This window comes from Bacillus sp. FSL K6-0972 (genome assembly GCF_037976035.1).
Classification (GTDB): domain Bacteria; phylum Bacillota; class Bacilli; order Bacillales; family Bacillaceae; genus Bacillus; species Bacillus haynesii.
On record NZ_CP150260.1, the window covers coordinates 3,226,192 to 3,251,898 of the forward strand.

A 25,707-nucleotide genomic window follows, 5' to 3' on the forward strand; every position below is an offset into this window, starting at 1 on the left:
GATCATTAGAAACGAGGCGAACGGCCGAAATATTTTCATCCTTTCGATGGAATGACAAAAAAGCCCCTTCGGATTGAAGGGGCTTTCGCCATTAATTTGCAACAATATTGACAAGCTTTCCAGGTACAGCAATCACTTTTCTGATCGTTTTTCCTTCGAGCTGTTCTTTTACTTTTTCATTGTTTTTCGCCAGCTCTTCAAGCTGTTCTTTGTCCGCGTCAGCCGGAACGTTCAGCTTCGCTTTCACCTTTCCGTTCAGCTGAACGACGATTTCGACTTCGTCATCAACGAGCTTTGCTTCATCATAGACAGGCCATGCTTCATACGTGATCGTTTCCTCATGACCGAGGCGGCTCCACAGCTCTTCAGCCAAATGAGGCGCGACAGGAGAAAGCAATTTCACGAAGCCTTCCATGTATTCTTTCGGAAGCTGATCAGCTTTATATGCTTCATTGATGAAGACCATCAGCTGTGAAATACCTGTATTAAAGCGCAGGCCTTCGAAATGATCCGTCACTTTCATGACCGTTTCATGGTAGACGCGCTCAAGCGTTTCGCCGGCTCCTTCAACGATCTTCTCGTTTAACCCGCCATTGTCATCGATAAACAAACGCCATACGCGGTCAAGGAAGCGGCGGGCTCCGTCAAGTCCTGTCGTTGACCAGGCGATCGATGCATCCAAAGGTCCCATGAACATTTCGTACAGCCGAAGTGTGTCCGCACCATGCGTCTCCACAATTTCGTCCGGATTGACGACATTGCCTTTGGATTTGCTCATTTTTTCATTGTTTTCACCAAGAATCATCCCTTGGTTATAAAGCTGTTTGAACGGCTCTTTCGTCGGAACGACCCCGATGTCATAAAGGAATTTATGCCAGAAACGCGCATACAATAAGTGAAGTACGGCGTGTTCCGCCCCTCCGATATACATATCGACAGGAAGCCATTCCTTTAATTTTTCAGGGGAAGCCAGTTCATTCGGGTTTTTCGGATCGATGTAGCGCAGGAAGTACCAGCAGCTTCCCGCCCATTGCGGCATCGTATTCGTTTCGCGTCTTCCCTTTTTGCCTGTTTCAGGATCTGTCACTTCCACCCATTCTTTAATGTTCGCTAGAGGGGACTCACCCGTTCCGCTCGGTTTGATTTCCGACGTTTTCGGCAAAATCAGCGGTAGCTCTTCTTCAGGAACCGGCGTCGATGTACCGTCTTCCCAATGGATGACCGGGATCGGTTCGCCCCAGTAGCGCTGACGGCTGAACAGCCAGTCGCGGAGGCGGTATGTTACCTTTTTCTCGCCCTTCCCGTTTTCCTCGAGCCACTGGATCATTTTCTCGATCGCAGCCGCTTTATCAAGGCCGTTCAGAAAATCTGAATGGATATGTTCTCCGTCGCCTGTATATGCTTCTTTCTCAACATCCCCGCCTTTGACGACTTCTTTGATCGGCAGCCCGAATGCTGATGCAAATTCGTGGTCCCGCTCATCATGGGCAGGAACAGCCATAACTGCTCCGGTCCCGTATGTAGCCAAGACATAGTCCGCAATCCAGACCGGAATTTTTTCTCCGTTTGCCGGATTGACCGCATAAGCGCCTGTGAAGACGCCTGTCTTTGTTTTAGCAAGGTCTGTCCGCTCCAAGTCGCTCTTTGATTGAACTTCTTCGATATAGGCGTTGACTGCGTCTTTCTGTTCAGGCGTCGTGATTTTTTGAACCAAATCGTGCTCTGGAGCCAAAACAGCATATGTCGCACCGAATAATGTGTCAGGCCGCGTTGTGAAAACCGTAAACGTTTCGTCTGTGCCGTCGACCGCAAAATGAACATGCGCCCCTTCAGAACGGCCGATCCAGTTGCGCTGCATCTCTTTAATGCTTTCCGGCCAGTCGAGTTCTTCCAAATCTTCAAGCAGGCGGTCGGCATAAGCGGTAATCTTCAGCATCCACTGTTTCATTGGACGGCGTTCTACAGGATGGCCGCCGCGTTCGCTTTTGCCGTCGATGACTTCTTCATTGGCAAGAACGGTTCCAAGCGCAGGACACCAGTTTACAGGGACTTCATCTACATAAGCGAGACCTTTTTCGTAAAGCTTTAAGAAAATCCACTGCGTCCATTTATAGTAGTCCGGATCTGTTGTATTGACTTCTCTGTCCCAGTCATACGAAAAGCCGAGCGCTCTGATCTGGCGGCGGAAGTTGTCAATATTCTGCTCGGTAAAGACGGCAGGATCGTTTCCCGTATCTAGCGCATATTGCTCGGCAGGAAGCCCGAATGCATCCCAGCCCATTGGATGGAGGACATTGTACCCTTGCATCCGTTTCATGCGGGACAAAATGTCAGTTGCTGTATAGCCTTCAGGGTGTCCGACGTGAAGGCCTGCGCCTGACGGATACGGGAACATGTCCAATGCATAAAATTTCGGTTTGGATTTATCTTCACGCGTGGCAAACGTTTTATTTTTCAGCCAATAGTCCTGCCACTTTTTCTCGATTGTTTGATGGTCAAAACTCAATTGTAAAAACCTCCTTTGAATATGTGTACGGCTTCTTTGTCTTCAAGTATGGACGGGACTGGCAGCGTTATATTCAGATTATTCTAAAATCAAAAAAACTCTCCCATCCCTAAGAAGGGACGAGAGATTCGATTTCCCGCGGTACCACCCTTGTTAGTGTGCACGAGGCACACTCACTTGATATCTGTAACGCAGATACGCGGCAGCAGCTTATCACTGCTGCAACTCTGAGGTGAGTTCGGAAGCTCATTTGATTGACTTTCACCAGCCGTCAACTCTCTGAAACAAAATGGGCTTCTTACTGCTCCTCTTCACTGTTCTTGCCGTAACCGTAATCTTATCTGTATTTTATAGAATTCTGTTCATAAGTGCAAGCAGGTTTGTATACAATGGGAATGTGCTGAAAAAAGGGTAAGAGTGAGGATCTTAATCGTGTGGAGATTTGTTTTGCCGTTCGGAGTTCTGTACATTTGCCTGCTGTTCTCTGACAAAGTCAAAGCTTCTCAATACAGCTTCACCGCCGTAGCCGGCAATGATCGATAACACGACAAGCTGAATTCCAGAATCAGGTTCCGCAGATAAAACAAGCAAAATAGAAGCAACCATTCCGACAAGAATATCTTCAAAAAAACCAAGGTAAATGAATCGTTTCGTTGTTCTCGGTTTCTCGAGGCGTCCTCTTTTTTTAATGTGCCCGAGAACCCCCATAATCCCTCCAATCAAACAAGCAACCAAAACTTGATGCAGCATCTTCATCACCTTCCTAAAGCCCTTAGTTTAGTCAAGCGACTTCAGGCCATCGAGCAGCCCCCCTAGACCCCTTGCGATGATATTCGATACTACCATACAGAAAATGTGTTCTGTCTGAGAAGAAAAAAAGCTTGTTTCTTCCATTATATGTGAAGAATTGGTTGATAATCTTGATTCCTTCGATTCATTTTCGGATAATTACAATTACCTATTTTTTCTATGTTACTCATGCATCTGATTGAGCAGAGAGCTGCTTTTCCTTCCTGTCGTATAAAAACGCCGTTCCTATTGCGATCAGCAACAATACGAGCAGAACCGCGAGCAAAAGCTGCATATTGAAATAATCAACCAGCATTCCGCCAAAAAGCGGCCCGATCATTCTTCCGCCGGTCGCCATACTGTTGACAAACCCTTGATAAAATCCTTCTTTCCCCCTCGGGGCGAGACGGTTTGCGATTGTCGGCACAGCCGGCCATACAAGCATTTCGCCAATGGTCAGCACAACCATCGCGGCAAGAAACCCCGGAAACCGTTCAGCGCCAAACAAAATTCCATATGCCATCATAAAAATGACAAATCCGATCACGATTTGGTTTTTCAGCGATTCGGCAAACCGTTTCACAAAAAAACCGATCAGCGGCTGACCGAAAACAATGAGCGCCCCGTTCACTGTCCAAAGCACGCTGTACTGCCCCAGAGATATCCCCAGCTCCTGGGTATGTGAAGCAATGGTCGAGGACCATTGCGAATAAGCGACCCATCCGAGCAGGTAGCCCGTACATATGACCAAAAGCGCAGAAAATCTTGATTTCCCGCTGACTGAATCGGCATGATCCAAAACAGAAGACTGCATAGCTTTTTCAGAGCGGATGCGTCTAAATCCGAAAAACGCAATCATGAAAAAGACGGCATATAGCATCGCATTCGCCAGAAAAACATACGCAAATGAAAAAGATGCGACAATTCCGCCGAGCGCTGACCCAACTGCCACCCCTGCGTTTTGCGCCACGTATACAGCATTAAACGGCTTTCTGCCGCCTTCCGGCCAAACTGACCCGGCCATTGCATAGCATGCCGGAAAAACGATCCCTGATCCAAAGCCGGCCAATGTTAAGAAAAGAATGTATTGGAACCAATCGTGAAAAAAGACGAGGCCTGAAAGGCTCGCAAACGTGATTACAATGCCAAGGACAACCGTTTTAAATCCGCCGATTTTATCGAATAGATAGCCCCCGAACAAATTGCCCAGCACATTTGCCCCTGAGTTCAGCATCAGCACAAATCCGGCCGCTGTCAGCGACTTTCCCAAATGCTGATGGATATAGATTGTATTCAGCGGCCATAAAAAAGATGCCCCTGTAACATTGATAAACATTCCGATGACCAAAAGCCATAATGTGCGCGGCATAGCGTTTCCTTCTTTCTCTTTATCATTCCCTCTAGATTCTATTCGTTTTGCCCATTTTTTTCAATTGACGCGATTTCAATTTTCAGCATAAAAAACCCCCTTTTTAAGGGGGAAAATTTTTTTATGATTTGGACATCCATTTCGGCTTTCCGAAACCGGCGAATTCCCGATCGATCGCATCTTCGAAAGCTTTGGATTTTACCGCTTCTATGAGATCTTTGGCAAATGGCTTGTCTTTGTTTTTTTCATCCACTACTACTTGATTGCGGTAGCGGTCAGGCATGTTCTCAAGCGCCAGCGCGTCCTGCAGCTTCATATTGGCGGAGAGAGCGAAATTTCCCGGGACAGCCGCGATATCCAGGTCATCGACAGATCTTGGAAGATTGGCGGATTCAAGCTGTTTAAATGTCAGCTTTTTCGGATTTTCCGCAATGTCCTGTACAGAGGCTTTCAATGTGTCGACATCGCTTTTCAGCCGAATCAGCCCCTGATCCTGAAGGGTTAAAAACGCCCTGGCAGCATTTGCCGGATCGTTTGGAACAGCCACTTCCGCTCCGGTTTTGACATCGTTCAAGTCGTTATATTTGGCAGAATAGAGACCCATCGGAGCAGTCGGCACAGAAATGAGCGCCGCAAGATTTTTATTGTTTTCTTGATTGTATGACTTCATAAAAACCTCGTGCTGAAACAAATTGGCGTCGAGTTCGCCTTCGCTTAACGCCGTGTTCGGCTGTATGTAATCGGTGAATTCGACCACTTCCACTTTATAGCCTTTTTTCTCAAGCTCAGGTTGAATCGCTTTTTTGACCATATCGTAATACGGTCCTGCAGTAGCGCCTATTTTGATCGTTTTGCCGTCGCTTTCGGCACTGTTTCCGCATGCGGCCAGAAGCGCCAGGCTCAAGGCCAGTACCAGCGCAGAAGTCCATTTTAATAACTTGTTCATGTATATCTCCTCCTCCAAAATAAAAAAACTCTTTCAGACGGCTGAAAGAGTTGATTAAACTTATCTTTCAGAATGCGTCTGACATTCTGCTGGATTTAGCACCTTGCATTCCTGCAGGTTGCTGAGATTTCGCCGGGCCAGTCCCTCCATCTCTCTTTATAAGCTGCATATTCGGTTTTTAAATGATTTCTTTATTTTACGTTTGAATATTTAGATTTGCAAGAAGTTTTTTGTTATAAACATTTTTTCTTTTTAAGCTAAAATATAGTTATTAATTAAGAAAGGAGACGAATCATGGAATCTATCATGCTGATCGGGTTTTTATCCTTCCTTTTTTCCATCTGCTATCTTGTATTTCATTTGATCAAAAGGATTTTTTCTCCAGGCAAAAGGTTTTCCAGGAAACTCTTTTATCCTTGTTTTGCAGGCGGACTTCTCCTCCTGATCATCTCTGCACCTTATTATGATGAGGAAACATATGCCGCCGATGAGACAAAAACGGAGGATCTGACAACCGAGCTTCAGGAACTGAAAACTGAACACAGCACTTTGCAAAAAGAGCAAACCGCATTAAAACAGCAGGTCAAACAGGCAAACAAAAAACTGAAGGCAGTCAAAGCGGAGAATGACACATTAAAAAAAGAAAACGAAAAACTGACAAAAGAAAAAGACTCGCTTACGAAAAAAACAAAATCGCTGACAGAAAAACTGGCTAAGGCTGAAGAAAAAAGCAGCAGTGCCGAAACCTCTGTAAAAGAAAAGAACGCCACCGCTCAGGCCGGGACGTCACACAGCTCGCCCGTCGCTAAGAACAGCAGCGCTGAGAGCAAACAGGAGTGCAAAATCAAAGGAAGCGTCAACCATATTTATCATACACCGGGAAGTACATATTATGACCGCACGAAAAACGTCACTCGCTGGTTCTGCACAGAACAGGAAGCGCGTGATGCGGGGTACAGACCTCCGAAACGTTAAAAAAGCCGGCATACCGCCGGCTTTTTCTTTACAGCTCTCTTCTTAATGCTGTCAGCACGTTCGTTCTTGTCGCTTTAATGGCCGGATTCAGGCCTGAAAGAATGGCGACGCCTGCACTGATCAAGGTCGCGATGAGGACAAGACTGACCGGAATGTACGAGAAGGTGATGCTGAGGTCTGCTGCACTCGCTTCTCCTTCTGAAACCGATGATAATATGACAGGTATAATCTTGTTCACTAAAAAGCTGATACCGTATGAGATGATAATACCTAAAACAGATCCTAAAATACCGATATAGGCGCTTTCAAGCAGGAACATTCGGCGGATCACGTTCGGGCTCGCCCCGATCGCTTTCATAATGCCGATTTCCTGCGTCCGTTCTGTAACCGCCATTGTCATCGTGTTGAAAATGCCGATCGCTGAAATCAAGACGGCAATGACTCCAACAAAGATCAGACCAATTTTAAAAGCCATGAAAAAAAGATTGATGCTTTCGAGCTTTTTCGTTATTGAATCGACGTAAAAGCCTTCATCCTCCAAATCTGTTGTCAGCTGTCCGACATGTTCAAAGTTATCCGCGTAAACCGAGAGCGACTTTTCGATCATGCCACTGTCTTTGTCCGCCTTCAGAAAGCCGGTGATGTCTTTTTGCATGTCGTCGCTGACATAGACTGTTGAATCGCTCGCCCATTCATAAGAAGGTTTTTTCGTCACTCCGACAACTTTCAGGTCATATGTTTTCGCTTCCCCTTCTTCACCTGTTTTTTCATCCATTTTTGAAATCTTTAATTCAATCGTTTTGCCGAGAATATCTTCTGCGTATCCTTTTGGTTCTTTTACTTCCTCGGCATTATTTTCCATCTGCTTTTCATAATCTGCGGCTTCTTTTTTCGTCCAGAGGTTCTTCCCGAAATGGTAGCCGACGACGATTTCATTCGGTGTTTTCGCTACGCGGCCGCGATCGAGTTTGATATTGGCTTTTTGCTCAGCGGCCATGTCGGTAATCGAGATATGCGAAATTTGATTATTGGTCCTGTTGCCCAATTTTGCTTCAGCAGGTGCGTACACCTTCGTGCGCTCGATAATCGCAGACACATCTTTGCGGTTTTCAAATTCTTTCAAGTCTTTCTTTTGAACTTTCTGATCGCTTTGCCCTTCTTTTCCGACAACATTTATCTCAGTCACGATCTGCTCTTTCATCAGCTGTTCAGTCATCGATTTTTGCAGGCCGAACCCGACGGATGCGAGCACGATTAAAAACGCGCAGGCCACCGTTGTTGCGAGAATGGTCATGAATACACGCAGGCGGTTTTTCTTCATATTTCTTCTAATGAACTTCAGCTGATCCTTAAACTTCAACAGTCTCTACCCCTTTCTCTAACACGCCATCAGATAAATGAAATTTCGTATTGGCGATCGATGCCACCTCGTCATCGTGCGTGATGATGACAAATGTAATGCCGCGTTCCCTGTTCAGCTGTCGAATGAATTCGAGGATTTCCTGCTCTGTTTCGGAATCCAGGCTTCCGGTCGGTTCGTCAGCTAAAATGATTGATGGATTCAAGATCAAAGCGCGGGCGATGCTGACGCGCTGCTGCTGTCCGCCTGAAAGCTCATTCGGATAGTGGCCGGCGTGGTTTTCAAGGCCGACGCGGTGAAGCATTTCATTGACGCGCTGCTTTCGCTCCGACGGATGAACACCTTTTAAAGTTAGAGGCAGTTCGATATTTTCAAAAGTCGTCAAGCTCGGAATCAGCTGAAAACTTTGAAAGATGAAGCCGAAATGCTCAAGCCTGAATGCGGCCCATTCTTTTTCGCTGTACTTCGTGACATCCGTGCCGTCGATGACGATGTTGCCTTTTGTCGGGGCAATGTAGCCGGAAATCAAGTTCAACAGCGTCGATTTTCCGGAACCGCTCCGTCCGACAATGCAAGCGATTTCGCCTTTTTCGACGGTAAGCGAGACGTCCTTTAACACTTTAATTTCATTTTCCCTTCCCTTTTTGCCGACTTTAAACGAGTGGTGAATATGCTCTACACTGATCATTTGTAAATCTCCTCTCCATTTTGATTACAGCTGTTTTATTTTTTTAAAAATCAAGAAGTAACTGATTAAAAATCCGACTGCCAATCCGATCAACATACCGAAGATATAGCTGAACAGGTTCGAAGCAGCGGCTGTGCCGAATCCCCAGATGCCAAATAAAATAACGAGAATCTGGATCGGACGATCCATTTTTCTCCAGAGAAAAAAATGTCCGTTCCGTTCAAGCTGCTGTTTGATAAAGCAGAAATAGCCGATTATATAAAACAAGATCCCCATGGCGAGCGGAATAAGCGTAAAGGCCAGGCTGCCGTCTTGAATGCCGAAACTGTTGAGGTATATGATCGGCGTCATATAATCTAGTAGTTCTGTTTCATCATAAAAGAAAGCAGGGTCATGCCCAAAGAAACCCAGGATGATTCGTAAGTTGGCCAGCGGAAGGCCGATCAGCAAATACGGCAGAATCGACGCTGAAAAAGCAACGATCATCTGGGCCAGCGGATTGCCGGTCATCGCCCCCGCCGCCATGACAAGCGAGTAGACCATAAAGCAGAAGATGACCGACCCGATAAAATACTCATGGAAATGGACGACGTCAACCTTATATAAAACAATCAAGGCATAAGATAAAAAATAAGATAATAGCTGGGCTGTTAAAAGAATTGAAATGCCAAAGAAATATTTAGTGTTGAAAATGATGCCGCGTTGATAAGGGAGACCGAGAGTAAAATCAAGCGTTCCTCTGCTCCGTTCAAACCCGATCTGGCTGAGTGCAAGCGCGACTCCGCCAACCCAGAACATTCTGATAGTCCCGCTTACCCCATAATCTTTATATAAAACGCACTCTATATCGGGAAATTTTTTCTGTTCTGCAAGGCATCCCTGGTACTGGAAATAATCATTCAAAATCGCTAGCGGCTCACTCAGCATCACCGCTGCAAACACGACTAAAAAAATCCAGAAATGTTGTTTCCATTCTTTATATAAAAGTCCGCGCTCTACCATCTTCGCTTACCTCCATACTTCGCGATGAATACTTCCTCAAGACTGACCGGAAGCTCGTTCCAAACTTTCGGAGACAAACTTTTAAGAAATTGTTTGCTCACATCGTCTTCTTTCAGAATCAACACTGTATAAAAGACGCCGGTGTGATCCAAAACAGGGATTTCCCTTTCCCTGATTTTTAAATTGACATCTTCTTCAAATGCCATTTGGATTTTAATAAAATCGCCTTTCAGTTCATCAAGATCCATGATGTTCGACAATGTATTGTCTTCGAGAAAACCGATTCGGTTGCACATTCTTTCAATATCCTCAAGCCGGTGGGATGTGATGAGAATCGTCGTGTTGTTTTCAGCCACCTCATCGACCATCAGCTGAAGAACGTCTTGTCTTGTGACGGCATCAATGCCGTCTGTCGGCTCATCAAGCAATATGACCGCCGGCCGGATCGCAAATGACAAGATCAGCGACATTTGCTTTTTCAATCCTGTAGACAATTCCCTGTACTTTTTTGTTTCGGGAATATCGTACCGGTTCATTAATTCATTTGCGTATGTAACATCAAAGTCCGGATAAATGTTACGTAAAATATTGACGAGCTGTTTGTAATTGTATTTTTCGAAGTAGGTGTTTTGAACCGGCATATAGACGATGTTGCGCTTTACGAGCGGATGGTCCTTCACCTTGACGCTGCCGAAGTAGATGTCTCCCTCATCAGGCAGCAGGATTTGCTGAATCAGGCGGAGAAGCGTCGTTTTTCCTGAGCCGTTTCTTCCGAGCAGTCCGAAAATCTCTCCTTCCTCCAGCTTAAAGGAGATGTCTTTGAGTATTTGTTTTCCGTCAATCGTTTTTGACACAGATTTGAGCTCAATCATTCACTTCGCCTCCTCTCACTTCTTCGTCAATTTCCGCCATCCACTCCTGCAGCTTTTTGGTGTCGATCCCCGCGTAATGCGCATCGATGATCAGCTGTTTTAACTGCTCTTTAATCATCGCAATCTTCCCTTCATCAAGCGTAACTTTCGCGTTTTCTGAAATATACGTTCCTCTACCCCTCAACGTTTCAATTATTCCTTCACGTTCAAGTTCTTTATAGGCTTTGCTGACCGTATTCGGGTTTGCAATGATAATGGTTGCAAGCTCTCTGACAGAAGGAAGTTTATCTCCAGGCTTGATTATCCCTTTTAAGCAAAGCTCTTTCATCTGCTGGATAATCTGCTCATAGATCGGGGTTGAGCTTCTCGGATCGATTTGAATCATCTATCTCCCTTCTTTCTCGTTCAATCTCAGGTCATTCACTTTTAAAAAAACACGTATCCCAAATTTTCTTGAATTATAAAGCCCAGCTTCGCAAGTACAAACAAGAACGAACAGGCAATGATAAACGCCACGACCACCATTGGCGTTACTTTTTTATGTTTATCACTCATGAGTATTGCTCCTTTACATGTGTGTGTTAATTGTATTACTCGATATAGTACACCTAATACATTAAATACATCGTCTTTTTTTGTCAATCACTTTTTTCAAAAAAAATGAACCCTTTCAAAAAGGGTTCATCTTTCATACGATCTCTGCAGAATCATATTGTTTTGAAGGGTTTGCAGCTGAAGCCTTTTGCGGTGAATTTCCTCCCTTTGCTGCTCATTGGCAAACAGCGAAAGTTTGTTTAATTCATTGACCGCGTTTTCAAGCATCAGCTGCGCATCGCTGTACTCTGTCTCATTGTAATGCTCCTGCCTGCTTGCAGTTTCAAATTGAGATAAAGCATAATCATAAGCATCCTCGCTTCTTTGGATATGCTCTCCGACGGATTGTCTTGTAGCCAAAGAAAACCCCTCCTTAATGGAAAAATCCATCGTGATTAGTTTGACCATCACAGCCGTGATCATTGAAGAAAATAATTGGGAATCGGTTTGTTCTTATCGTGTTTATTTGCTACAATTTTAGGATGCGTGATACTAAAAGGAGGTCCTTTTGTTTGCATCAAAACAACCCTTTTCCATATACGAACAGTGAAAAACGATATCATACATGGAATTATCATTTGAGAAATCATTTCGGTCATAAAGTGTTTAAAGTCGCCCTTGACGGAGGCTTTGACTGCCCGAACCGCGACGGTACGGTCGCACACGGCGGCTGCACATTTTGCAGCGCCGCAGGGAGCGGAGACTTTGCGGGAAACCGGGCCGACGATCTTATTACCCAATTTAATGAAGTGCGCGACAGAATGCATGAAAAATGGAAAGACGGCAAATACATGGCGTACTTTCAAGCATTTACGAATACGCATGCTCCTGTCAGCGTTCTTCGCGAAAAATACGAAACGGTCCTCGGCCTTGACGGCGTAGTCGGCCTATCAATCGCAACCCGGCCGGACTGTCTTCCTGACGATGTTGTCGAATATCTTGCCGAGCTTAATGAACGCACATACCTCTGGGTGGAGCTCGGCCTTCAGACCGTTCATGAACGGACGGCTGATTTGATCAATCGCGCCCACGATTTCGACTGCTATGTGGAAGGCGTGAACAAGCTGAGGAAGCACGGCATCCGCGTCTGCTCCCACATCATTAACGGGCTGCCTCTCGAAGACCGCGGCATGATGATGGAAACCGCAAAAGCCGTCGCCGATTTGGACGTGCAGGGGATTAAAATCCATCTGCTGCACCTGTTAAAGGGAACGCCAATGGTGAAGCAGTATGAAAAAGGAAAATTAACGTTCCTTTCTCAAGATGAATATGTCCAGCTTGTTTGCGATCAGCTTGAAATTCTTCCGCCGGAAATGATCATTCACCGGATTACTGGTGATGGACCGATCGAATTGATGGTCGGACCGATGTGGAGCGTCAATAAATGGGAAGTCTTAAACGCCATCAACGGAGAACTGGAAAGGCGCGGCAGCTATCAGGGGAAATGGTTCAACAAGGCGAAAGAAGGCATGGCCACATGAAACTTAAAAAAATCCTCCCGTATGCGAAAGATCTGCTGAAAACAGCCGCAGGCGAAGGAGACATCGTCATTGATGCGACAATGGGAAACGGACATGATACGTATTTTTTAGCAGAACTTGTCGGTGAAAGCGGACATGTCTATGCCTTTGATATCCAGGAAGAGGCGCTGATCCATACCGCGGAAAGGCTTGGAGAAAAGCATCGCGGCAACGTCACCCTGATTCAAAAAAGCCACGATAAGGTGATTGAATCGCTTCCGTCTGAAGTGATTGGACGTGTGTCAGCAGCCGTCTTTAATCTCGGGTATCTGCCGGGCGGAGACAAAGCGGTAACAACAAGAAGCGAGTCGACCATTTCGAGCATCGAGCAGCTGCTGCACATCCTGAAAGACGAAGGGCTGATCGTGCTTGTCGTCTATCACGGCCATCCTGAAGGAAAAAGGGAGAAGGAAGACCTTCTTGAATTTTGCTCTAAGCTTGACCAGGATAAAGCCCGCGTCCTCTGCTATCAGTATTTAAACCAGCGGAATGATCCTCCGTTTATTATCGCCATTGAAAAAAAAGCTCAAATCAGCAAATGATTTGAGCTTTCTTTATGAACTTTTCATCCACGGCATTTTTTGAATTTTGCGGTATGCCCTTCCGTTAATATAGAAAAAGAAAGACGTTTTGCCGCTCGCTTTAATCAGCTTCTTCGCAAGCCGGCCGATTTCCTTCTGGCCCGCTACTTTGTCATCCGACAAATAAACGCCTAACAGACCTCTGTTGATCAAACGGTGAAAGTTTTCGTGCGGGATCCCGCGCAAATGTTCATCCGCCATTTCGATGAAATATTCGAGCCTTTCCATCATATCTGAATGTGACGGGTAATACGTGCAGAAATTCAAATCTCCGCCGATTAAGTCTTCCTCCTGGTCAATTAAATAATCGAGCAGAATGTGCAGTCCCTGTATGTACGGAAAATAGCTGTCGCGGATCTTTCCGGCCATCGATTCAGTAAAATCGGAACGGACGGAATACGATACGAGGCAGAAGATGCCGAGCGTTGAACCCGCACAGGCTGAGAACTCATACCATTCCATTTTCGGCAGAGCCGATTTATAATTCTCAAACCACGCTTCGAGCCGGGGAACGCGCTCATGCTCCACGACGTGTTTATGAACTTGCAGGTCGCAGTAGTAGCTGCAAAGCTCAAGCAGATGCTCCTTGATCAGATCATAGTTCTCAATTTCCGCAAGCACGCCTTGGCATGTTTTCACTAAGTCGTGCAGATAGCCTTGATCATCCTGGTCTTCCCTGAACCGGTAATAGTTTTTCAATTCAGCCCCGACTGTCAGCGCGTCTTTCATCGACTGGTGAAGCATGGTAAAATCATCCGGATCAAGCGAGGTGCTCCGGTCGCATAGATTGTCGAGATAGTCGCTTATCGTCTGATACGCCGTAATAAACCGGATCGACTGCTCGATTTTGTCGCCTGAAAGGAGGGCCATAATGCCGCCGCCTTCACAGTGAAAGGTTTTATCCCTGATGCTGGCTTTCGCCTGCGTTTTCAGCTCGGGATTTTGAATCGTTTCAGCTTTTCGTTTCCACTTGTCCAATTCCTGATGAACAAGGGGAAAGACTTCTCTGTATACTTTAGCCATTAATCCAAAAGGATGCTCCGGTACTGCCAAAGAATGCACCTCCATTATGTCATATACTGTTCTGCAAACGCTCTGGCCGCTTTAAAAACGTCTTCCCGCTCAGGCTCATTGAAAATTTCGTGGTATAAGCCCTCCCATTCCCTGTACGTCTTATTGTGGGAAGCAAGCTGGTTAAACCACTTGACGACCATTTTTTTGTCGACAAGCCAGTCTGTGCCCGCCTGCATGACAAAAAGCGGGATGTTGAGAAAGGCGTCCGTCGGCTCCATCGCGCTTTTCAACGCTTTTAACATTTCTTGATACCATCTGACAGAAACTTTTGTGATATATAATGAATCGTTGATGTCCATTTCGATGACTTCTTTGTTTCTCGTCGCTTTATCAGGCGTGATCCCGGATTCAAACCGCATGGTCGGGGCCAAAACGTTAAGTCCTTTGGAAATCCAGTCCAAAAATTTGTTCGGCTTTAATTGCAGCCCGAGACAAGGGGATGATAAAATGAGACCGGCAATGCCGCTTTGCTGCTGCTTAAACCATTCGATCGCGATCAGGCCGCCCATGCTGTGCCCGAGCATAAACACAGGCAGTTCATATGCTTTCGCCCTGGCGACCCATTTGTCCACTTCATCAATATATTCTTGAAATGAGCGTATATGTCCTCTTTCTCTTGTCGAAGTTCCCTGGCCGGGCAAATCCCCCATCACGACATTAAACCCGGATGAACGCCACATTTCGGACAGCCATTTATACCGCCCGTGATGCTCACATGCACCGTGAATGATGACGATTGAAGCAACAGGTCTTTCCGCTTCCATGCACCACATGCTGACCACCTCACACAATTTTATAAATGAAAGGATGAAACCTATGATCTACCCTTATAAAAAAACGCAACCCGTTATTCATGAAACGGCGTTTATCGCCGACAACGCGGTCATCACCGGAGATGTAACAATCGGAGAGCGATCAAGCATCTGGTTCTCTTCTGTTATCCGCGGCGATGTCGCCCCGGTCAGAATTGGAAAAGGCGTGAACATTCAAGACCTTTCCTGTCTGCACCAAAGTCCTGAACGCCCTCTCGTGATTGAAGACGGTGTGACGGTAGGCCATCAGGTTACATTGCACAGCTCCGTGATTCGAAAGCATGCCCTTATCGGAATGGGGGCGGTTATTCTTGACGAAGCGGAAATCGGGGAAGGCGCTTTTATCGGGGCAGGCAGCCTTGTCCCGCCTGGCAAAAAGATCCCGCCCGGGCACCTCGCATTCGGCAGGCCCGCTAAAGTCATCCGCCCGTTAACCGACAAAGATAAACAGGAAATGGAAAGAATTCGCAAAGAATATATTGAAAAAGGACAATACTACAAATCCTTGCAAAAAAAAGATTAGCTTTGCTACAACTTTACCATTTTTCCACCGATAATTTAAGCAATAACCTTTTCGGCCGCACGCGTCTGCGGCTTTTTTCTTTTCCGGAATCTTTACAAATACTTATCATTTGCTAAACATTCATTTTTTACAATAAAAATGAAGCAGCAAATTCATGTAAAGGGGGTTATGACATTTGAATAAACTGATGGTCGGCATCTACAACTTTGAATGCCGGATTTTCCTCGGTATGAACAGCTTATTTCACCAAAAAACACTAAACCGTTATTTTCGTTCCTCAACTCATTTGGGAGGAGCTTGCTGCACGATTTCCGCCTGCCTGTCTCTCTTGCTGTTCGGATCTGGAAATGTTCGTACAGCAGGGATCGCCAGCGCCCTTGCACTTTTGGTCAGCCACCTTCAAGTCATGCTGATCAAAAAGCTGTATCCGAGAAAGCGGCCGTATTTAACGCTAAAGGAAACACAGGTTTTGCAAAATCCGCTCAAAGATCATTCTTTTCCATCCGGCCATACGACCGCGGTATTTTCTGTCATTACACCGCTAATGATATTCTTTCCGATACTCGCGCTTTTATTAATTCCGGTAGGCATCAGTGTGGGGCTCTCCAGAATTTATCTCGGTCTTCATTATCCTTCGGATGTTCTGGCAGGCACGGCCCTCGGGATTTCAGTCGGAACTTTGTCGGCGATGATCTTCTAAGCCGGCCGTTTCTTCCAAAGCGTCATTGATTTTTACATCACCAACAGGAGGGGAAACGATGAAAATTGCGATATTTACGGACACGTTCACACCAGATGTGAACGGCTGCGCCAGAACGCTGAAAAGGTATACGGATTATCTTGAAAAAAACGGGATACCCTATAAAGTATTTGCGCCGGAAAGCACGCATGAAACACAATTTTCGAGCCGCATCCGCCGTTTTACGAGCATGCCGTTCTTCTTATACCCCGAGTGCAGAATCGCTCTTCCTAATCTCATCAAAATGAAATCAGAACTCCGCGAATTCCATCCCGATCTCATTCACATCGCGACTCCTTTTAATATCGGCCTGGCGGGGCTCAAGCTTGCGAAGAAATGGAACATCCCCGTCGTAGGCTCTTACCATACCGATTTTGACCAGTACCTTTCATATTATGATCTTCAAATGTTTTCCAAACTATTATGGAAATATATGCACTGGTTTCATAAAGATTTTCGAAAAGTTTTCGTACCTTCGCGCGAAACGTTCATGCAGCTCAAGGCCAAACAATTCAGGAACCTCTCCATCTGGAAGCGCGGCGTGGACTGCTCGCTGTTCAGTCCGGCATATCAAACCGAACACATCCGAAAGCGATACGGCATAAAGGAAACCTACATCCTCAGCTATGTCGGAAGGCTGGCACCTGAAAAAGACTTGGAGACGCTGCTCAAGATCGCAAGTCACCCCGCTTTGAAAGATGACGTCCACTGGCTGATCGCCGGAGACGGCCCATTAAAGAAAGAGCTTGAGAAGCGAGCTCCCCTCAACATGACTTTTGCCGGCTATGTCAAAGGAGAAGAGCTGGCAAGCATCTATGCGAGCTCAGATTTGTTCGTCTTTCCTTCTCCGACGGAAACCTTCGGAAATTCCGCCCTTGAAGCGCTCGCCTGCGGAACGCCTGTTATCGGGGCAGATTCCGGCGGCCTGAAAGACTTTATACAAAACGGAAGAAACGGTTTTCTTTCCGAACCTAGAAATCCGGAAGTATTCACCGCAAATATATTGCGCGTCCTCTCCAACCCGTCGTTAAAAAAACGGATGGCATACGATGCGAGAAGCTATGCCCTTACCCAGTCGTGGGATGTGATTTTTGACAATCTCCTCTCCGAATGTGAAAGTGTGGTTGCAGATTTATCAGCAGAAAAACCGGCATAAAAAAAGAAGGTTTTCGGTTAATCGAAAACCTTCTTTTTTTGCTTAAACAATAATGACCTCTTTTGGCTGATGGTTCAGTTCTTCCGGTACAAAGCGTTTTTCAACAAAAATGCTGTGCCAGATCATAAAGATGAGAACCGTCCAGATTTTGCGGCTGTTATCCGCTTTATTGGCGCAGTGATCTTCAAGAAGCTGAAGCACGTAATCTTTATGGATATATGCGTCTGTCTCGCTCTCTTTAATGATGTTCACGGCCCAGTCATGCATTTCGTTTTTCAGCCAGTGGCGGATCGGCACAGGGAACCCTAGCTTTTTGCGATTTAAGACATGATCTGGAACGATGCCTTCCGCCGCTCTTCTAAGCAGATATTTTGTCGTGCCGTTTTTCGTTTTCAGCTCTTCCGGAATTTTGGAAGCCGCTTCAAATACGACTTTGTCCAAAAACGGAACGCGGAGTTCCAGTGAGTTGGCCATCGTCATTTTGTCGGCCTTCAGCAAAATGTCGCCGCGCAGCCATGTGTGGATATCGACATACTGCATTTTGTTGATTTCGCTGTAGGACTTGCTTTCTTCAAAATACGGCTTTGTCACGTCACAGTAAGAGAGGTTGCTGTCATACTGGCGAAGAAGTTTTGATTTCATGCCTTCTTCAAAAATCTTTGCGTTACCGATATATCTCTCTTCAAGAGGTGTACAGCCCCTCATTAAAAAGCTTTTCCCTTTCATTCCTTCCGGCATTGCTGAAGCTACTCGAAGAAGCATCTTTTTCAGCGGGGACGGGATTCGCTCAAACGGCTTTAATGAAAGCGGCTCTCGGTAAATATTGTAACCGCCGAACAGCTCATCTGCCCCTTCTCCGGATAAAACAACCGTAACTTGCTTCTTCGCTTCCTTCGCGACAAAATACAAAGGAATCGCAGCAGGATCTGCCAGAGGATCATCCAGATGCCAGACGATCTTTGGAAGCTCGTTCATATATTCTTCAGGCGAAATGATCGCGCTGAAGTTTTCCACGCCGACCTTATCAGCGGTTTCTTTCGCAACGTCAACTTCGCTGAAGCCTTCATGTTCAAAGCCGACAGAGAACGTCTTTAAGTTCGGATGGAATTGCTTCGCCACAGACACGATAAAGGAAGAGTCAATGCCTCCGGAAAGGAAGGAACCTACAGGCACATCGCTCCGCATATGGACTTTTACGGAATCAAAGATCGCGTCTCTTACTTCCTGAACAAGCTTGTCTTCTTCGGTCTGAACCGGCTTGAATTGAACTTTCCAGTATGTTTTAAATTGAATATCCTCGCCCGGGCGGACGGTAAACTGATGGCCCGGTTCTACTTTTTGCACCTTTTTGTCAAGCGTCTTAGGCTCCGGTACAAATTGGAACGATGTATACTGCTGCAGCGCTTTTTCATTCAATTCCAAGTCAGCATCGACAGCCATCAGGCTTTTTCTTTCTGATGCAAAATAAACGTGGCCGTCCGTTTTCGTAAAATAGAGCGGCTTAATGCCGAACGGATCGCGCGCTCCGTATAGGAGCTGTTCTTTTTTGTCCCAGATTAAAAAAGCAAACATTCCGCGCAGCTTGGAAGCGGCTTCCTGTTTGTAGTGGCGGTAAGTCGCAAGCAAAACTTCCGTATCTGAATCGGTTTTGAACTCGTATCCTTTTGAAAGAAGTTCGTCTTTCAGTTCTATATAGTTATAGATTTCTCCATTAAAAATAATCCAGTAGGAATCATCTTCATAAGACAGAGGCTGTCCTCCGTTTTCCACATCGATGATGCTGAGCCTTCTAAATCCGAAGCCTACATGCTCATCATGATAGTACCCATCATCGTCCGGACCGCGGTGTACAATCATTTCATTCATTTGTTTAATCAGTTCTTCCTGGGCTGCTGTCTCGGATGATGGGCGATGATTGAATACCCCTACAAATCCACACATAGTATTGCCTCCGATTTTTTAAATTTCGTGCAGAAATCAAAGTCTGCTTCTTGATTAGACAAGTGTTTAAAGAAAAACGTTTCACATCCGCCCGCTTTTTGCCATCGAAAAACAAAGCCGCTTAATAAAGCGGCTATGCGGTTGTTATTGTTATTCTCCTAATGCATCTTTCTTCAGCTGCTCTGCTTTGTCTGTGCGCTCCCAAGGCAGATCAAGATCGAGGCGGCCGAAATGTCCGTAAGCTGCCGTTTGTTTGTAAATCGGACGGCGAAGATCGAGCATTTTAATAATGCCGGCAGGTCTTAGATCAAAGTTTTTGCGAACCACTTCGATCAATGTTTCTTCACTCGCTTTGCCTGTACCGAATGTATCGATTGAAATGGACACCGGTTGTGCGACACCGATCGCGTAGGCAAGCTGCACTTCACAGGAATCAGCAAGACCTGCGGCGACGATATTTTTCGCAACATATCTCGCAGCATAAGCTGCAGATCTATCAACCTTTGTCGCATCCTTACCGGAAAACGCTCCGCCGCCGTGACGGGCATATCCGCCATAGGTGTCAACGATGATTTTGCGTCCTGTTAAACCAGCATCCCCCTGCGGTCCTCCGATAACAAAACGGCCCGTAGGATTAATGAAGTACTTCGTGTTTTCATCGATCAGCTCTTTTGGCACTACCGGATTGATGACGTGCTCTTTCAGATTGCGCTGAATTTGTTCAAGCGAAATCTCAGGATGATGCTGAGTCGAAATGACAATTGTATCGATGCGAATCGGCTTGTTATTCTCATCATACTCAACAGTTACCTGTGTCTTTCCGTCCGGACGCAGGTAAGGCAGAATTTCCTCTTTACGCACTTCTGTCAAACGGCGAGACAATTTGTGAGCAAGCGAAATCGGCAGAGGCATAAGTTCCTTTGTTTCGTTGCAGGCAAAACCGAACATTAAACCTTGGTCTCCGGCTCCGATCGCTTCAATTTCAGCGTCGCTCATTGCTCCTTCACGCGCTTCAAGAGCCTGGTCGACTCCCATTGCAATGTCTGGAGACTGTTCATCTATAGACGTTAAGACCGCGCAAGTTTCGGCATCAAAACCGTATTTTGCACGTGTGTAGCCAATTTCTTTAATCGTTTCGCGGACTGTTTTTGGAATATCGACGTATGTGGACGTCGTGATTTCACCGCTTACCAGCACCAATCCGGTTGTCACAGATGTTTCACAGGCAACGCGGGCATTCGGATCTTTCTTTAAAATTTCGTCTAATATACTATCCGAAATCTGGTCGCAAATTTTGTCCGGATGTCCCTCCGTAACTGACTCTGATGTAAATAACCGACGGTTTTTGCTCATTTATGTTTCCTCCTGTATATGAAGATCAGCCGTGATCTTAAGTATGATACGGATCTCGTCCCTCTTGATTATATGACGATACTCGGGCTTCATACGCTCTCGTTTTGAAACAATTTCCATATGCTATTCTTGACGAGATTCTGAGTCGAAATTCCCCTTAGCAGAATTTTTCCTGACTGGTTGCCCGGCTAGACCTTTCACGTCCTGTGAAAAACGCCCAGTACCTTCCTCCTGCTTGATACTCGGCTAAAACCTTTCACATCCTGTGAAAAACGCCGAGTACCTTCCTCCTGAAGGCAGTTTTTTTAGCAATTTTTGTATATCGATTTATGCAATAAAAAAACCTTTTCCTATTCGCTGAGGAAAGGGTCTGGTATTGCGTGCCTTTCACTCTTATCGCTCAAGGTATTGAACACCTTGCATCAGGTTAGCACCGTAGTTGTCTCAGAAACTGTTTTTTTCCATTAATAAGAGAAACCGGTTGCTGGGTTTCATTGGGCCTGTCCCTCCACCAGCTCGGGATAAGAGTATCCGCTCAATGAAATATCTTATCTTAAAATGGCTTGTAATGTCAATATCGGCCGAAATAAATTTGAACTTGTCCTTCGAGAAAAAACCCGAACGAAAAATGAAGAAACGGTATAGACTATAAGAGTAAATGTGTTATACTAATTCTACATTAATGTTATACACATTAAAAAACATGCAAAGGAAGGTTTTTTATGAATTCTGTAGATTTAACAACTGACTTACAAACGTTATTAACGGGCAAAAACGTTCAGCTGAACTTATCCGTTCCCCTTTTGGTTGAAAAAGTTCTTGAGCGCAAAGAAGGAGTCTTGACATCTTCCGGAGCCGTGCGGGCAACAACCGGTACATACACCGGCCGCTCGCCAAAGGACAAATTCATTGTGGAAGAAGCGAGCACAAAGGACAAAATCGATTGGGGCGCGGTGAATCAGCCGATTTCAGAAGCCGCCTTTGACCGGCTGCACACAAAAGTGCTCAGCTATTTAAAGGAACGCGATGAATTGTATGTATTTGAAGGGTTTGCAGGAGCAGACGAAAAATACCGGCTTCCGATTACAGTTGTTAACGAGTTCGCCTGGCACAACCTGTTTGCAAGACAGTTGTTCATCAGACCTGAAGAACATGATAAAAAACCTGAAGAACAGCCGTTTACGATTCTTTCCGCTCCGCATTTCAAAGCCGATCCGCTCGTTGACGGGACTCGATCTGAAACGTTTATCATCGTGTCGTTTGAGAAGCGTACGATCTTAATCGGAGGCACCGAATATGCCGGAGAGATGAAAAAATCGATTTTTTCTATTATGAATTATCTTCTTCCTGAACAAAACATTTTACCGATGCACTGTTCGGCAAACATTGGCGAGGAAGGCGGAACAGCTCTCTTCTTCGGATTGTCAGGTACAGGCAAAACGACGCTTTCCGCCGATCCGAAGCGGAAGCTGATCGGTGACGACGAACACGGCTGGTCCAGCACAGGCGTTTTCAACATTGAAGGAGGCTGCTACGCCAAGTGCATTAACTTAAGCGAAGAAAAAGAACCGCAGATTTACAATGCGATCCGCTTCGGTTCCGTTCTCGAAAATGTCGTTGTCGACAGCAGAACCGGAGAGCCGGACTATTCCGACACATTCTATACGGAAAACACGAGAGCGGCTTACCCGATTGACGCGATTGACAACATCGTCAAGCCGAGCATCGCCGCACACCCGCAGACCATCGTATTTCTGACGGCAGATGCTTTCGGCGTGCTTCCTCCGATCAGCAAGTTAACGAAAGAACAAGCCATGTATCATTTCCTGAGCGGATATACAAGCAAGCTCGCCGGCACCGAACGCGGAATCACCACTCCTGAAGCTACATTCTCGACCTGCTTCGGTTCACCGTTCCTCCCGCTTCCGGCACACGTGTACGCTGAAATGCTCGGAAGAAAAATCGATGAACACGGCGTCAGCGTTTTTCTCGTCAATACAGGCTGGACCGGCGGCGGATACGGAACCGGGGAAAGAATGAGCCTTGCTTATACGAGAGCGATGGTTCAGGCCGCGATAGAAGGAGAACTGGATAACGCCGAAATGAGGACTGACCGCATTTTCGGACTTCATTCACCGGTCCACGTTCCGGGTGTGCCTGATCAAGTGCTTGACCCGGCCAAAACTTGGGCAGATGAAAACGAATACGAGGAAAAAGCGATTCACCTGGCAAATGCATTCAAAAAGAATTTCAAAAAGTTCTCCAATACCGAAAACATCGAAAAAGCCGGAGGACCGCTCGTATAATTCAGCCCGCTTGCAGCAGCGCAGGTCTTCTGCGCTGCTGCAGTTTATCAAAAATCCTCTTCTCCTATCAACGACCGATGCCATTTCCTGGGCAATGATCAAGATGACAGTCAAGCACAGCCTATGATAAAGCGCTCCCAATTCACAAACATTATTATTTGAAAATACAGACTTTTTTTATTTTTAACAAAAGAAATCTTTCATATGATAATATTATAAAAACATTTGTATATATCAGGAGGACACATCTATGAAATTTGGATTACTGCCGAGGATCATTACGGCAATTATTCTTGGTGTTATCGTCGGAAGCTTTGCTCCGCTTTGGTTCGTCAAAACGGCAGCTACTTTCAATGATATTTTTGGAAGCTTCATTAAATTCGTCATTCCTTTTATTATTATCGCTTTTATTATTCCCGGCATCGGACAAATCGGCCGCGGCGCCGGAAAAATCCTTGGCATTACAGCAGGTATCGCCTACACGTCAACCATTTTTGCCGGCCTCCTGGCGTACCTTGTCGGTTCAAATCTTCTTCCCGCGATCATTTCCGGCCATCAGCTGCAGGAGTTTAAAAATCCGGAAGAAGTTCTGCAAGCAGGATTTTTCACCATTGAAATGACGCCGTTTATGAGCGTGATGAGTGCACTGATTTTTGCTTTCATCATGGGGATCGGAATCGCTTATCTGCCCGGAAAAACATTGAAAAACGCGTTTGATGAATTTCAAACGATCGTTGAAAAGCTGATATCATATATTATTATTCCGTTACTGCCTGTTCATATTTTCGGTATTTTCACCAATATGACGTTCGGAGGTCAGGTGCAGACGATTTTATCCGTATTTGCAAAAGTTTTCGTGATGATCATCGTGCTTCACCTCGTCATACTCTTGATTCAGTACTCCGTTGCGGGTGCTGCAAACGGCAGAAACCCACTGTCGCTGTTGAAAATCGTGGCACCGGCATACTTCACCGCGCTCGGCACACAATCGTCAGCGGCAACGATTCCCGTCACGCTGAGGCAAGTCAGAAAAACGGGGGCAAGCCAAAAAGTGGCTGACTTCGCCGTTCCGCTCCTCGCCAATATTCATTTGTCAGGAAGCACGATTACACTGACAAGCTGTGCAATGGGCGTGATGATTCTAAACGGTCAAACGCCGACTTTTTCGATCATGATGCCGTTCATTTTAATGCTTGGCGTCACGATGGTCGCAGCGCCCGGTGCACCAGGTGGTGCCGTCATGGCCGCGGCCGGATTGTTGCAGTCGATGCTCGGTTTTAATGAAACTAGCGTATCACTGATGATCGCTCTTTACCTTGCCCAGGACAGCTTGGGTACAGCAACAAACGTTACAGGAGACGGAGCTCTCACCATGCTGATTCACAGGCTGACTTCCAAAAAAGGAATCGGAAAAGAGGAAGATGTGCCTGCATAATAAAGAAAAGCCAAGGACGCTATCCGCGCCTTGGCTTTTTTTAATTCGTCGAATTTAATGATACGAGCCTGTATGTTAAATGAGTCCGTCCGTCTGACCATTCAAGGCGCTCCGCCTGCGCGGTGCCGGTAATGTCGCCACGCTTAGTCTTTCTGACTTCAAGCGGCACATGAAGAGGGTAAACCCGATAACCTTCTTTCTCGAGTGTAAATACATTTTCCTCAACCCGCGTTTCTTTTCCTTTTGTCACAATCATCGTGTTAAATTCAACTGGCATTCCCACCTAAAGTCCCCCTCCTTTTCTCTTTTACTTTAGTTTACCATAACTTGTCCAAGGGCGGCTTTTCATCCATTGAGACAATTCTCTTACAATCCGCCTGTTTTCGCGCGGAGGAAAATAGTGGGTGTATTGACTGAAATACCACGTATCCACAGACTTGTTTCTTTGCAGGAGTTCGCGCTCAAGACGCCGCGCATGCTCGATGGAGACATTTTCATCGTTAGCTCCGTGGATCAAAAGCACGGGCGCTTCAATCTTCTCCAGTTCATCAAAAGGCGTCCTCCATTCGTACGCTTCAGGAACCTTTTCAGGCGTCCCGCCGATGACCCGCTTCATCATCCGCCGCAAATCTTTGCGTTCGCGATAGGTCATGACCATATCGCTGACACCGCCCCAAGACACAAACGAAGCGGCCGCATCTTTCATTTCGATTGCCGTTAAGATCCCCATGATCCCGCCGCGGGAAAAGCCAAAAATGTGAACGCGTCCGTCCTTTACAAGTTCGTGCTTCTGAAGAAGACGAAAAGCGGCAAAAGCATCTTCCCGGTCATCACCTGCAAAGTCTTCATCCCCTTCTCCTCCTTGATTGCCCCTGTAAAACGGAGCAAGAACGACAAAGCCCTGTGAAGCGAACTGGACGATTCGGCCCGGTCTGACCATCCCGACGTTTTTAATTCCGCCGCGCAAATACAAAAATCCGTCATAATATCCGGGAGCGGCCGGTTCGGCCAAGAGCCCCTTAACCTTGAGTCCTTGTGAAAGGTATGTGACGGAAAACAGACGCACATCTTTGTTCGGCGATGGAAATTTTCTTTTTTCTATCCACATTCGTCACGTCACCTCTTTTAATCCGCAGCTGCCCCTCACACCTGTTTAGTATATAACA

The 25,707-nt window shown here is 46.0% G+C and carries 24 protein-coding genes, 1 pseudogene, 2 riboswitches and 1 other annotated feature; of the genes and pseudogenes, 8 read left to right on the plus strand and 17 right to left on the minus strand.

The window, feature by feature from the left end:
* Nucleotides 1–91: 91 nt before the first annotated feature.
* From leuS to MKX80_RS16335, 4 genes are all read right to left on the minus strand, one after another.
* A complete protein-coding gene (gene leuS / locus MKX80_RS16320; RefSeq protein WP_154997180.1) occupies nucleotides 92–2,506 on the minus strand; it encodes a leucine--tRNA ligase in 2,415 nt (804 codons plus the stop codon).
* A 112-nt stretch (nucleotides 2,507–2,618) separates the two neighbouring features.
* Nucleotides 2,619–2,830, minus strand: a binding site (T-box leader).
* Between the two features lie 102 nt (nucleotides 2,831–2,932).
* The gene (locus tag MKX80_RS16325) at nucleotides 2,933–3,262 is read right to left on the minus strand and encodes a DUF4257 domain-containing protein (RefSeq protein WP_142238592.1); all 330 of its coding nucleotides are present in this window, start codon (nucleotides 3,260–3,262) and stop codon (nucleotides 2,933–2,935) included.
* 220 nt (nucleotides 3,263–3,482) lie between these two features.
* Nucleotides 3,483–4,664 (minus strand): MFS transporter, encoded by a 1,182-nt coding sequence (locus MKX80_RS16330; RefSeq protein ID WP_216930539.1) that lies wholly within the window; start codon nucleotides 4,662–4,664, stop codon nucleotides 3,483–3,485.
* A 121-nt stretch (nucleotides 4,665–4,785) separates the two neighbouring features.
* Complete coding sequence (locus MKX80_RS16335; protein WP_268299349.1) at nucleotides 4,786–5,610, minus strand: MetQ/NlpA family ABC transporter substrate-binding protein; 825 nt, start codon at nucleotides 5,608–5,610, stop codon at nucleotides 4,786–4,788.
* A 57-nt stretch (nucleotides 5,611–5,667) separates the two neighbouring features.
* Nucleotides 5,668–5,775, minus strand: a riboswitch (SAM riboswitch).
* A 129-nt stretch (nucleotides 5,776–5,904) separates the two neighbouring features.
* On the opposite strand from MKX80_RS16335, the gene MKX80_RS16340 reads away from it, so the two are divergent.
* Nucleotides 5,905–6,585 (plus strand): hypothetical protein, encoded by a 681-nt coding sequence (locus tag MKX80_RS16340; protein ID WP_154997175.1) that lies wholly within the window; start codon nucleotides 5,905–5,907, stop codon nucleotides 6,583–6,585.
* 28 nt (nucleotides 6,586–6,613) lie between these two features.
* Here the strand turns inward: MKX80_RS16340 and MKX80_RS16345 are convergent, their stop codons facing one another.
* From MKX80_RS16345 to MKX80_RS16375, 7 genes are all read right to left on the minus strand, one after another.
* The gene (locus MKX80_RS16345; RefSeq protein WP_154997173.1) at nucleotides 6,614–7,945 is read right to left on the minus strand and encodes an FtsX-like permease family protein; all 1,332 of its coding nucleotides are present in this window, start codon (nucleotides 7,943–7,945) and stop codon (nucleotides 6,614–6,616) included.
* Nucleotides 7,935–8,633: an ABC transporter ATP-binding protein gene (locus MKX80_RS16350; protein WP_182070188.1), complete on the minus strand. Its 699-nt coding sequence runs from the start codon at nucleotides 8,631–8,633 to the stop codon at nucleotides 7,935–7,937. Before MKX80_RS16350 ends, MKX80_RS16345 begins: the two co-directional genes overlap by 11 nt.
* 24 nt (nucleotides 8,634–8,657) lie before the next feature.
* The gene (locus MKX80_RS16355) at nucleotides 8,658–9,635 is read right to left on the minus strand and encodes an ABC transporter permease subunit (protein WP_182070187.1); all 978 of its coding nucleotides are present in this window, start codon (nucleotides 9,633–9,635) and stop codon (nucleotides 8,658–8,660) included.
* Nucleotides 9,629–10,507, minus strand: coding sequence for an ABC transporter ATP-binding protein (locus MKX80_RS16360; protein ID WP_182070186.1), 879 nt, complete (start codon nucleotides 10,505–10,507; stop codon nucleotides 9,629–9,631). Before MKX80_RS16360 ends, MKX80_RS16355 begins: the two co-directional genes overlap by 7 nt.
* Nucleotides 10,500–10,892 (minus strand): GntR family transcriptional regulator, encoded by a 393-nt coding sequence (locus tag MKX80_RS16365; protein WP_003184565.1) that lies wholly within the window; start codon nucleotides 10,890–10,892, stop codon nucleotides 10,500–10,502. The genes MKX80_RS16360 and MKX80_RS16365 overlap by 8 nt, the downstream gene beginning before the upstream one ends.
* Before the next feature lie 41 nt (nucleotides 10,893–10,933).
* Nucleotides 10,934–11,062 (minus strand): hypothetical protein, encoded by a 129-nt coding sequence (locus MKX80_RS16370; protein WP_256164402.1) that lies wholly within the window; start codon nucleotides 11,060–11,062, stop codon nucleotides 10,934–10,936.
* Nucleotides 11,063–11,188: 126 nt separating this feature from the next.
* Nucleotides 11,189–11,461, minus strand: a complete 273-nt coding sequence (locus tag MKX80_RS16375) for a YtzC family protein (RefSeq protein WP_003184568.1) — start codon at nucleotides 11,459–11,461, stop codon at nucleotides 11,189–11,191.
* A gap of 152 nt (nucleotides 11,462–11,613) precedes the next feature.
* Between MKX80_RS16375 and MKX80_RS16380 the strand changes: the two genes are divergently transcribed.
* Both MKX80_RS16380 and MKX80_RS16385 read left to right on the plus strand, forming a co-directional pair.
* On the plus strand, nucleotides 11,614–12,582 hold the full coding sequence (locus MKX80_RS16380; protein WP_043926277.1) for a TIGR01212 family radical SAM protein: 969 nt from the start codon (nucleotides 11,614–11,616) through the stop codon (nucleotides 12,580–12,582).
* Nucleotides 12,579–13,163 (plus strand): class I SAM-dependent methyltransferase, encoded by a 585-nt coding sequence (locus MKX80_RS16385; RefSeq protein WP_154997164.1) that lies wholly within the window; start codon nucleotides 12,579–12,581, stop codon nucleotides 13,161–13,163. The genes MKX80_RS16380 and MKX80_RS16385 overlap by 4 nt, the downstream gene beginning before the upstream one ends.
* Here the strand turns inward: MKX80_RS16385 and MKX80_RS16390 are convergent.
* A pseudogene (locus tag MKX80_RS16390) lies at nucleotides 13,153–14,255 on the minus strand (tetraprenyl-beta-curcumene synthase family protein). The gene MKX80_RS16385 and the pseudogene MKX80_RS16390 sit on opposite strands and share 11 nt — an antisense overlap.
* Before the next feature lie 14 nt (nucleotides 14,256–14,269).
* Nucleotides 14,270–15,049, minus strand: a complete 780-nt coding sequence (locus MKX80_RS16395; protein WP_176275314.1) for an alpha/beta hydrolase — start codon at nucleotides 15,047–15,049, stop codon at nucleotides 14,270–14,272.
* Nucleotides 15,050–15,092: 43 nt separating this feature from the next.
* On the opposite strand from MKX80_RS16395, the gene MKX80_RS16400 reads away from it, so the two are divergent.
* The 3 genes from MKX80_RS16400 (at nucleotide 15,093) to MKX80_RS16410 (ending at nucleotide 17,506) form a co-directional block, all read left to right on the plus strand.
* Nucleotides 15,093–15,611, plus strand: coding sequence for a gamma carbonic anhydrase family protein (locus tag MKX80_RS16400; RefSeq protein ID WP_268342810.1), 519 nt, complete (start codon nucleotides 15,093–15,095; stop codon nucleotides 15,609–15,611).
* Between the two features lie 175 nt (nucleotides 15,612–15,786).
* On the plus strand, nucleotides 15,787–16,311 hold the full coding sequence (locus MKX80_RS16405) for a phosphatase PAP2 family protein (protein WP_154997160.1): 525 nt from the start codon (nucleotides 15,787–15,789) through the stop codon (nucleotides 16,309–16,311).
* A gap of 58 nt (nucleotides 16,312–16,369) precedes the next feature.
* Entirely contained in the window at nucleotides 16,370–17,506 is a 1,137-nt protein-coding gene (locus MKX80_RS16410) for a glycosyltransferase family 1 protein (RefSeq protein WP_154997158.1), read from the plus strand.
* Nucleotides 17,507–17,548: 42 nt separating this feature from the next.
* Here MKX80_RS16410 and asnB read toward each other — a convergent pair whose 3' ends face one another.
* Together asnB and metK are read right to left on the minus strand one after the other, a co-directional pair.
* Nucleotides 17,549–19,447 carry an asparagine synthase (glutamine-hydrolyzing) gene (gene asnB / locus MKX80_RS16415; RefSeq protein ID WP_268333107.1) on the minus strand — a complete coding sequence of 633 codons (1,899 nt, stop codon included), beginning with the start codon at nucleotides 19,445–19,447 and terminating at the stop codon, nucleotides 17,549–17,551.
* A 150-nt stretch (nucleotides 19,448–19,597) separates the two neighbouring features.
* The gene (gene metK / locus MKX80_RS16420; RefSeq protein WP_105980004.1) at nucleotides 19,598–20,800 is read right to left on the minus strand and encodes a methionine adenosyltransferase; all 1,203 of its coding nucleotides are present in this window, start codon (nucleotides 20,798–20,800) and stop codon (nucleotides 19,598–19,600) included.
* A gap of 390 nt (nucleotides 20,801–21,190) precedes the next feature.
* Nucleotides 21,191–21,328, minus strand: a riboswitch (SAM riboswitch).
* A 194-nt stretch (nucleotides 21,329–21,522) separates the two neighbouring features.
* On the opposite strand from metK, the gene pckA reads away from it, so the two are divergent.
* Nucleotides 21,523–23,106 (plus strand): phosphoenolpyruvate carboxykinase (ATP), encoded by a 1,584-nt coding sequence (gene pckA / locus MKX80_RS16425; protein ID WP_154997153.1) that lies wholly within the window; start codon nucleotides 21,523–21,525, stop codon nucleotides 23,104–23,106.
* 250 nt (nucleotides 23,107–23,356) lie between these two features.
* Nucleotides 23,357–24,541, plus strand: a complete 1,185-nt coding sequence (locus MKX80_RS16430) for a dicarboxylate/amino acid:cation symporter (RefSeq protein WP_182070181.1) — start codon at nucleotides 23,357–23,359, stop codon at nucleotides 24,539–24,541.
* A 40-nt stretch (nucleotides 24,542–24,581) separates the two neighbouring features.
* Here the strand turns inward: MKX80_RS16430 and MKX80_RS16435 are convergent, their stop codons facing one another.
* Nucleotides 24,582–24,824, minus strand: coding sequence for a DUF2584 domain-containing protein (locus tag MKX80_RS16435; protein WP_009329422.1), 243 nt, complete (start codon nucleotides 24,822–24,824; stop codon nucleotides 24,582–24,584).
* 24 nt (nucleotides 24,825–24,848) lie between these two features.
* Nucleotides 24,849–25,649 carry a prolyl oligopeptidase family serine peptidase gene (locus MKX80_RS16440; RefSeq protein ID WP_154995412.1) on the minus strand — a complete coding sequence of 267 codons (801 nt, stop codon included), beginning with the start codon at nucleotides 25,647–25,649 and terminating at the stop codon, nucleotides 24,849–24,851.
* Nucleotides 25,650–25,707 lie beyond the last annotated feature (58 nt).

Bases quoted from the DNA above. Each gene is read 5' to 3' on its own strand.
- MKX80_RS16325 (WP_142238592.1), bottom strand. From the start codon at position 3,262: ATGAAGATGCTGCATCAAGTTTTGGTTGCTTGTTTGATTGGAGGGATT.
- MKX80_RS16330 (WP_216930539.1), bottom strand. From the start codon at position 4,664: ATGCCGCGCACATTATGGCTTTTGGTCATCGGAATGTTTATCAATGTT.
- MKX80_RS16335 (WP_268299349.1), bottom strand. From the start codon at position 5,610: ATGAACAAGTTATTAAAATGGACTTCTGCGCTGGTACTGGCCTTGAGC.
- MKX80_RS16340 (WP_154997175.1), top strand. From the start codon at position 5,905: ATGGAATCTATCATGCTGATCGGGTTTTTATCCTTCCTTTTTTCCATC.
- MKX80_RS16350 (WP_182070188.1), bottom strand. From the start codon at position 8,633: ATGATCAGTGTAGAGCATATTCACCACTCGTTTAAAGTCGGCAAAAAG.
- MKX80_RS16355 (WP_182070187.1), bottom strand. From the start codon at position 9,635: ATGGTAGAGCGCGGACTTTTATATAAAGAATGGAAACAACATTTCTGG.
- MKX80_RS16360 (WP_182070186.1), bottom strand. From the start codon at position 10,507: ATGATTGAGCTCAAATCTGTGTCAAAAACGATTGACGGAAAACAAATA.
- MKX80_RS16365 (WP_003184565.1), bottom strand. From the start codon at position 10,892: ATGATTCAAATCGATCCGAGAAGCTCAACCCCGATCTATGAGCAGATT.
- MKX80_RS16370 (WP_256164402.1), bottom strand. From the start codon at position 11,062: ATGAGTGATAAACATAAAAAAGTAACGCCAATGGTGGTCGTGGCGTTT.
- MKX80_RS16385 (WP_154997164.1), top strand. From the start codon at position 12,579: ATGAAACTTAAAAAAATCCTCCCGTATGCGAAAGATCTGCTGAAAACA.
- MKX80_RS16395 (WP_176275314.1), bottom strand. From the start codon at position 15,049: ATGTGGTGCATGGAAGCGGAAAGACCTGTTGCTTCAATCGTCATCATT.
- MKX80_RS16400 (WP_268342810.1), top strand. From the start codon at position 15,093: ATGATCTACCCTTATAAAAAAACGCAACCCGTTATTCATGAAACGGCG.
- MKX80_RS16410 (WP_154997158.1), top strand. From the start codon at position 16,370: ATGAAAATTGCGATATTTACGGACACGTTCACACCAGATGTGAACGGC.
- asnB (WP_268333107.1), bottom strand. From the start codon at position 19,447: ATGTGTGGATTTGTAGGGGTATTCAATCATCGCCCATCATCCGAGACA.
- metK (WP_105980004.1), bottom strand. From the start codon at position 20,800: ATGAGCAAAAACCGTCGGTTATTTACATCAGAGTCAGTTACGGAGGGA.
- pckA (WP_154997153.1), top strand. From the start codon at position 21,523: ATGAATTCTGTAGATTTAACAACTGACTTACAAACGTTATTAACGGGC.
- MKX80_RS16430 (WP_182070181.1), top strand. From the start codon at position 23,357: ATGAAATTTGGATTACTGCCGAGGATCATTACGGCAATTATTCTTGGT.
- MKX80_RS16440 (WP_154995412.1), bottom strand. From the start codon at position 25,649: ATGTGGATAGAAAAAAGAAAATTTCCATCGCCGAACAAAGATGTGCGT.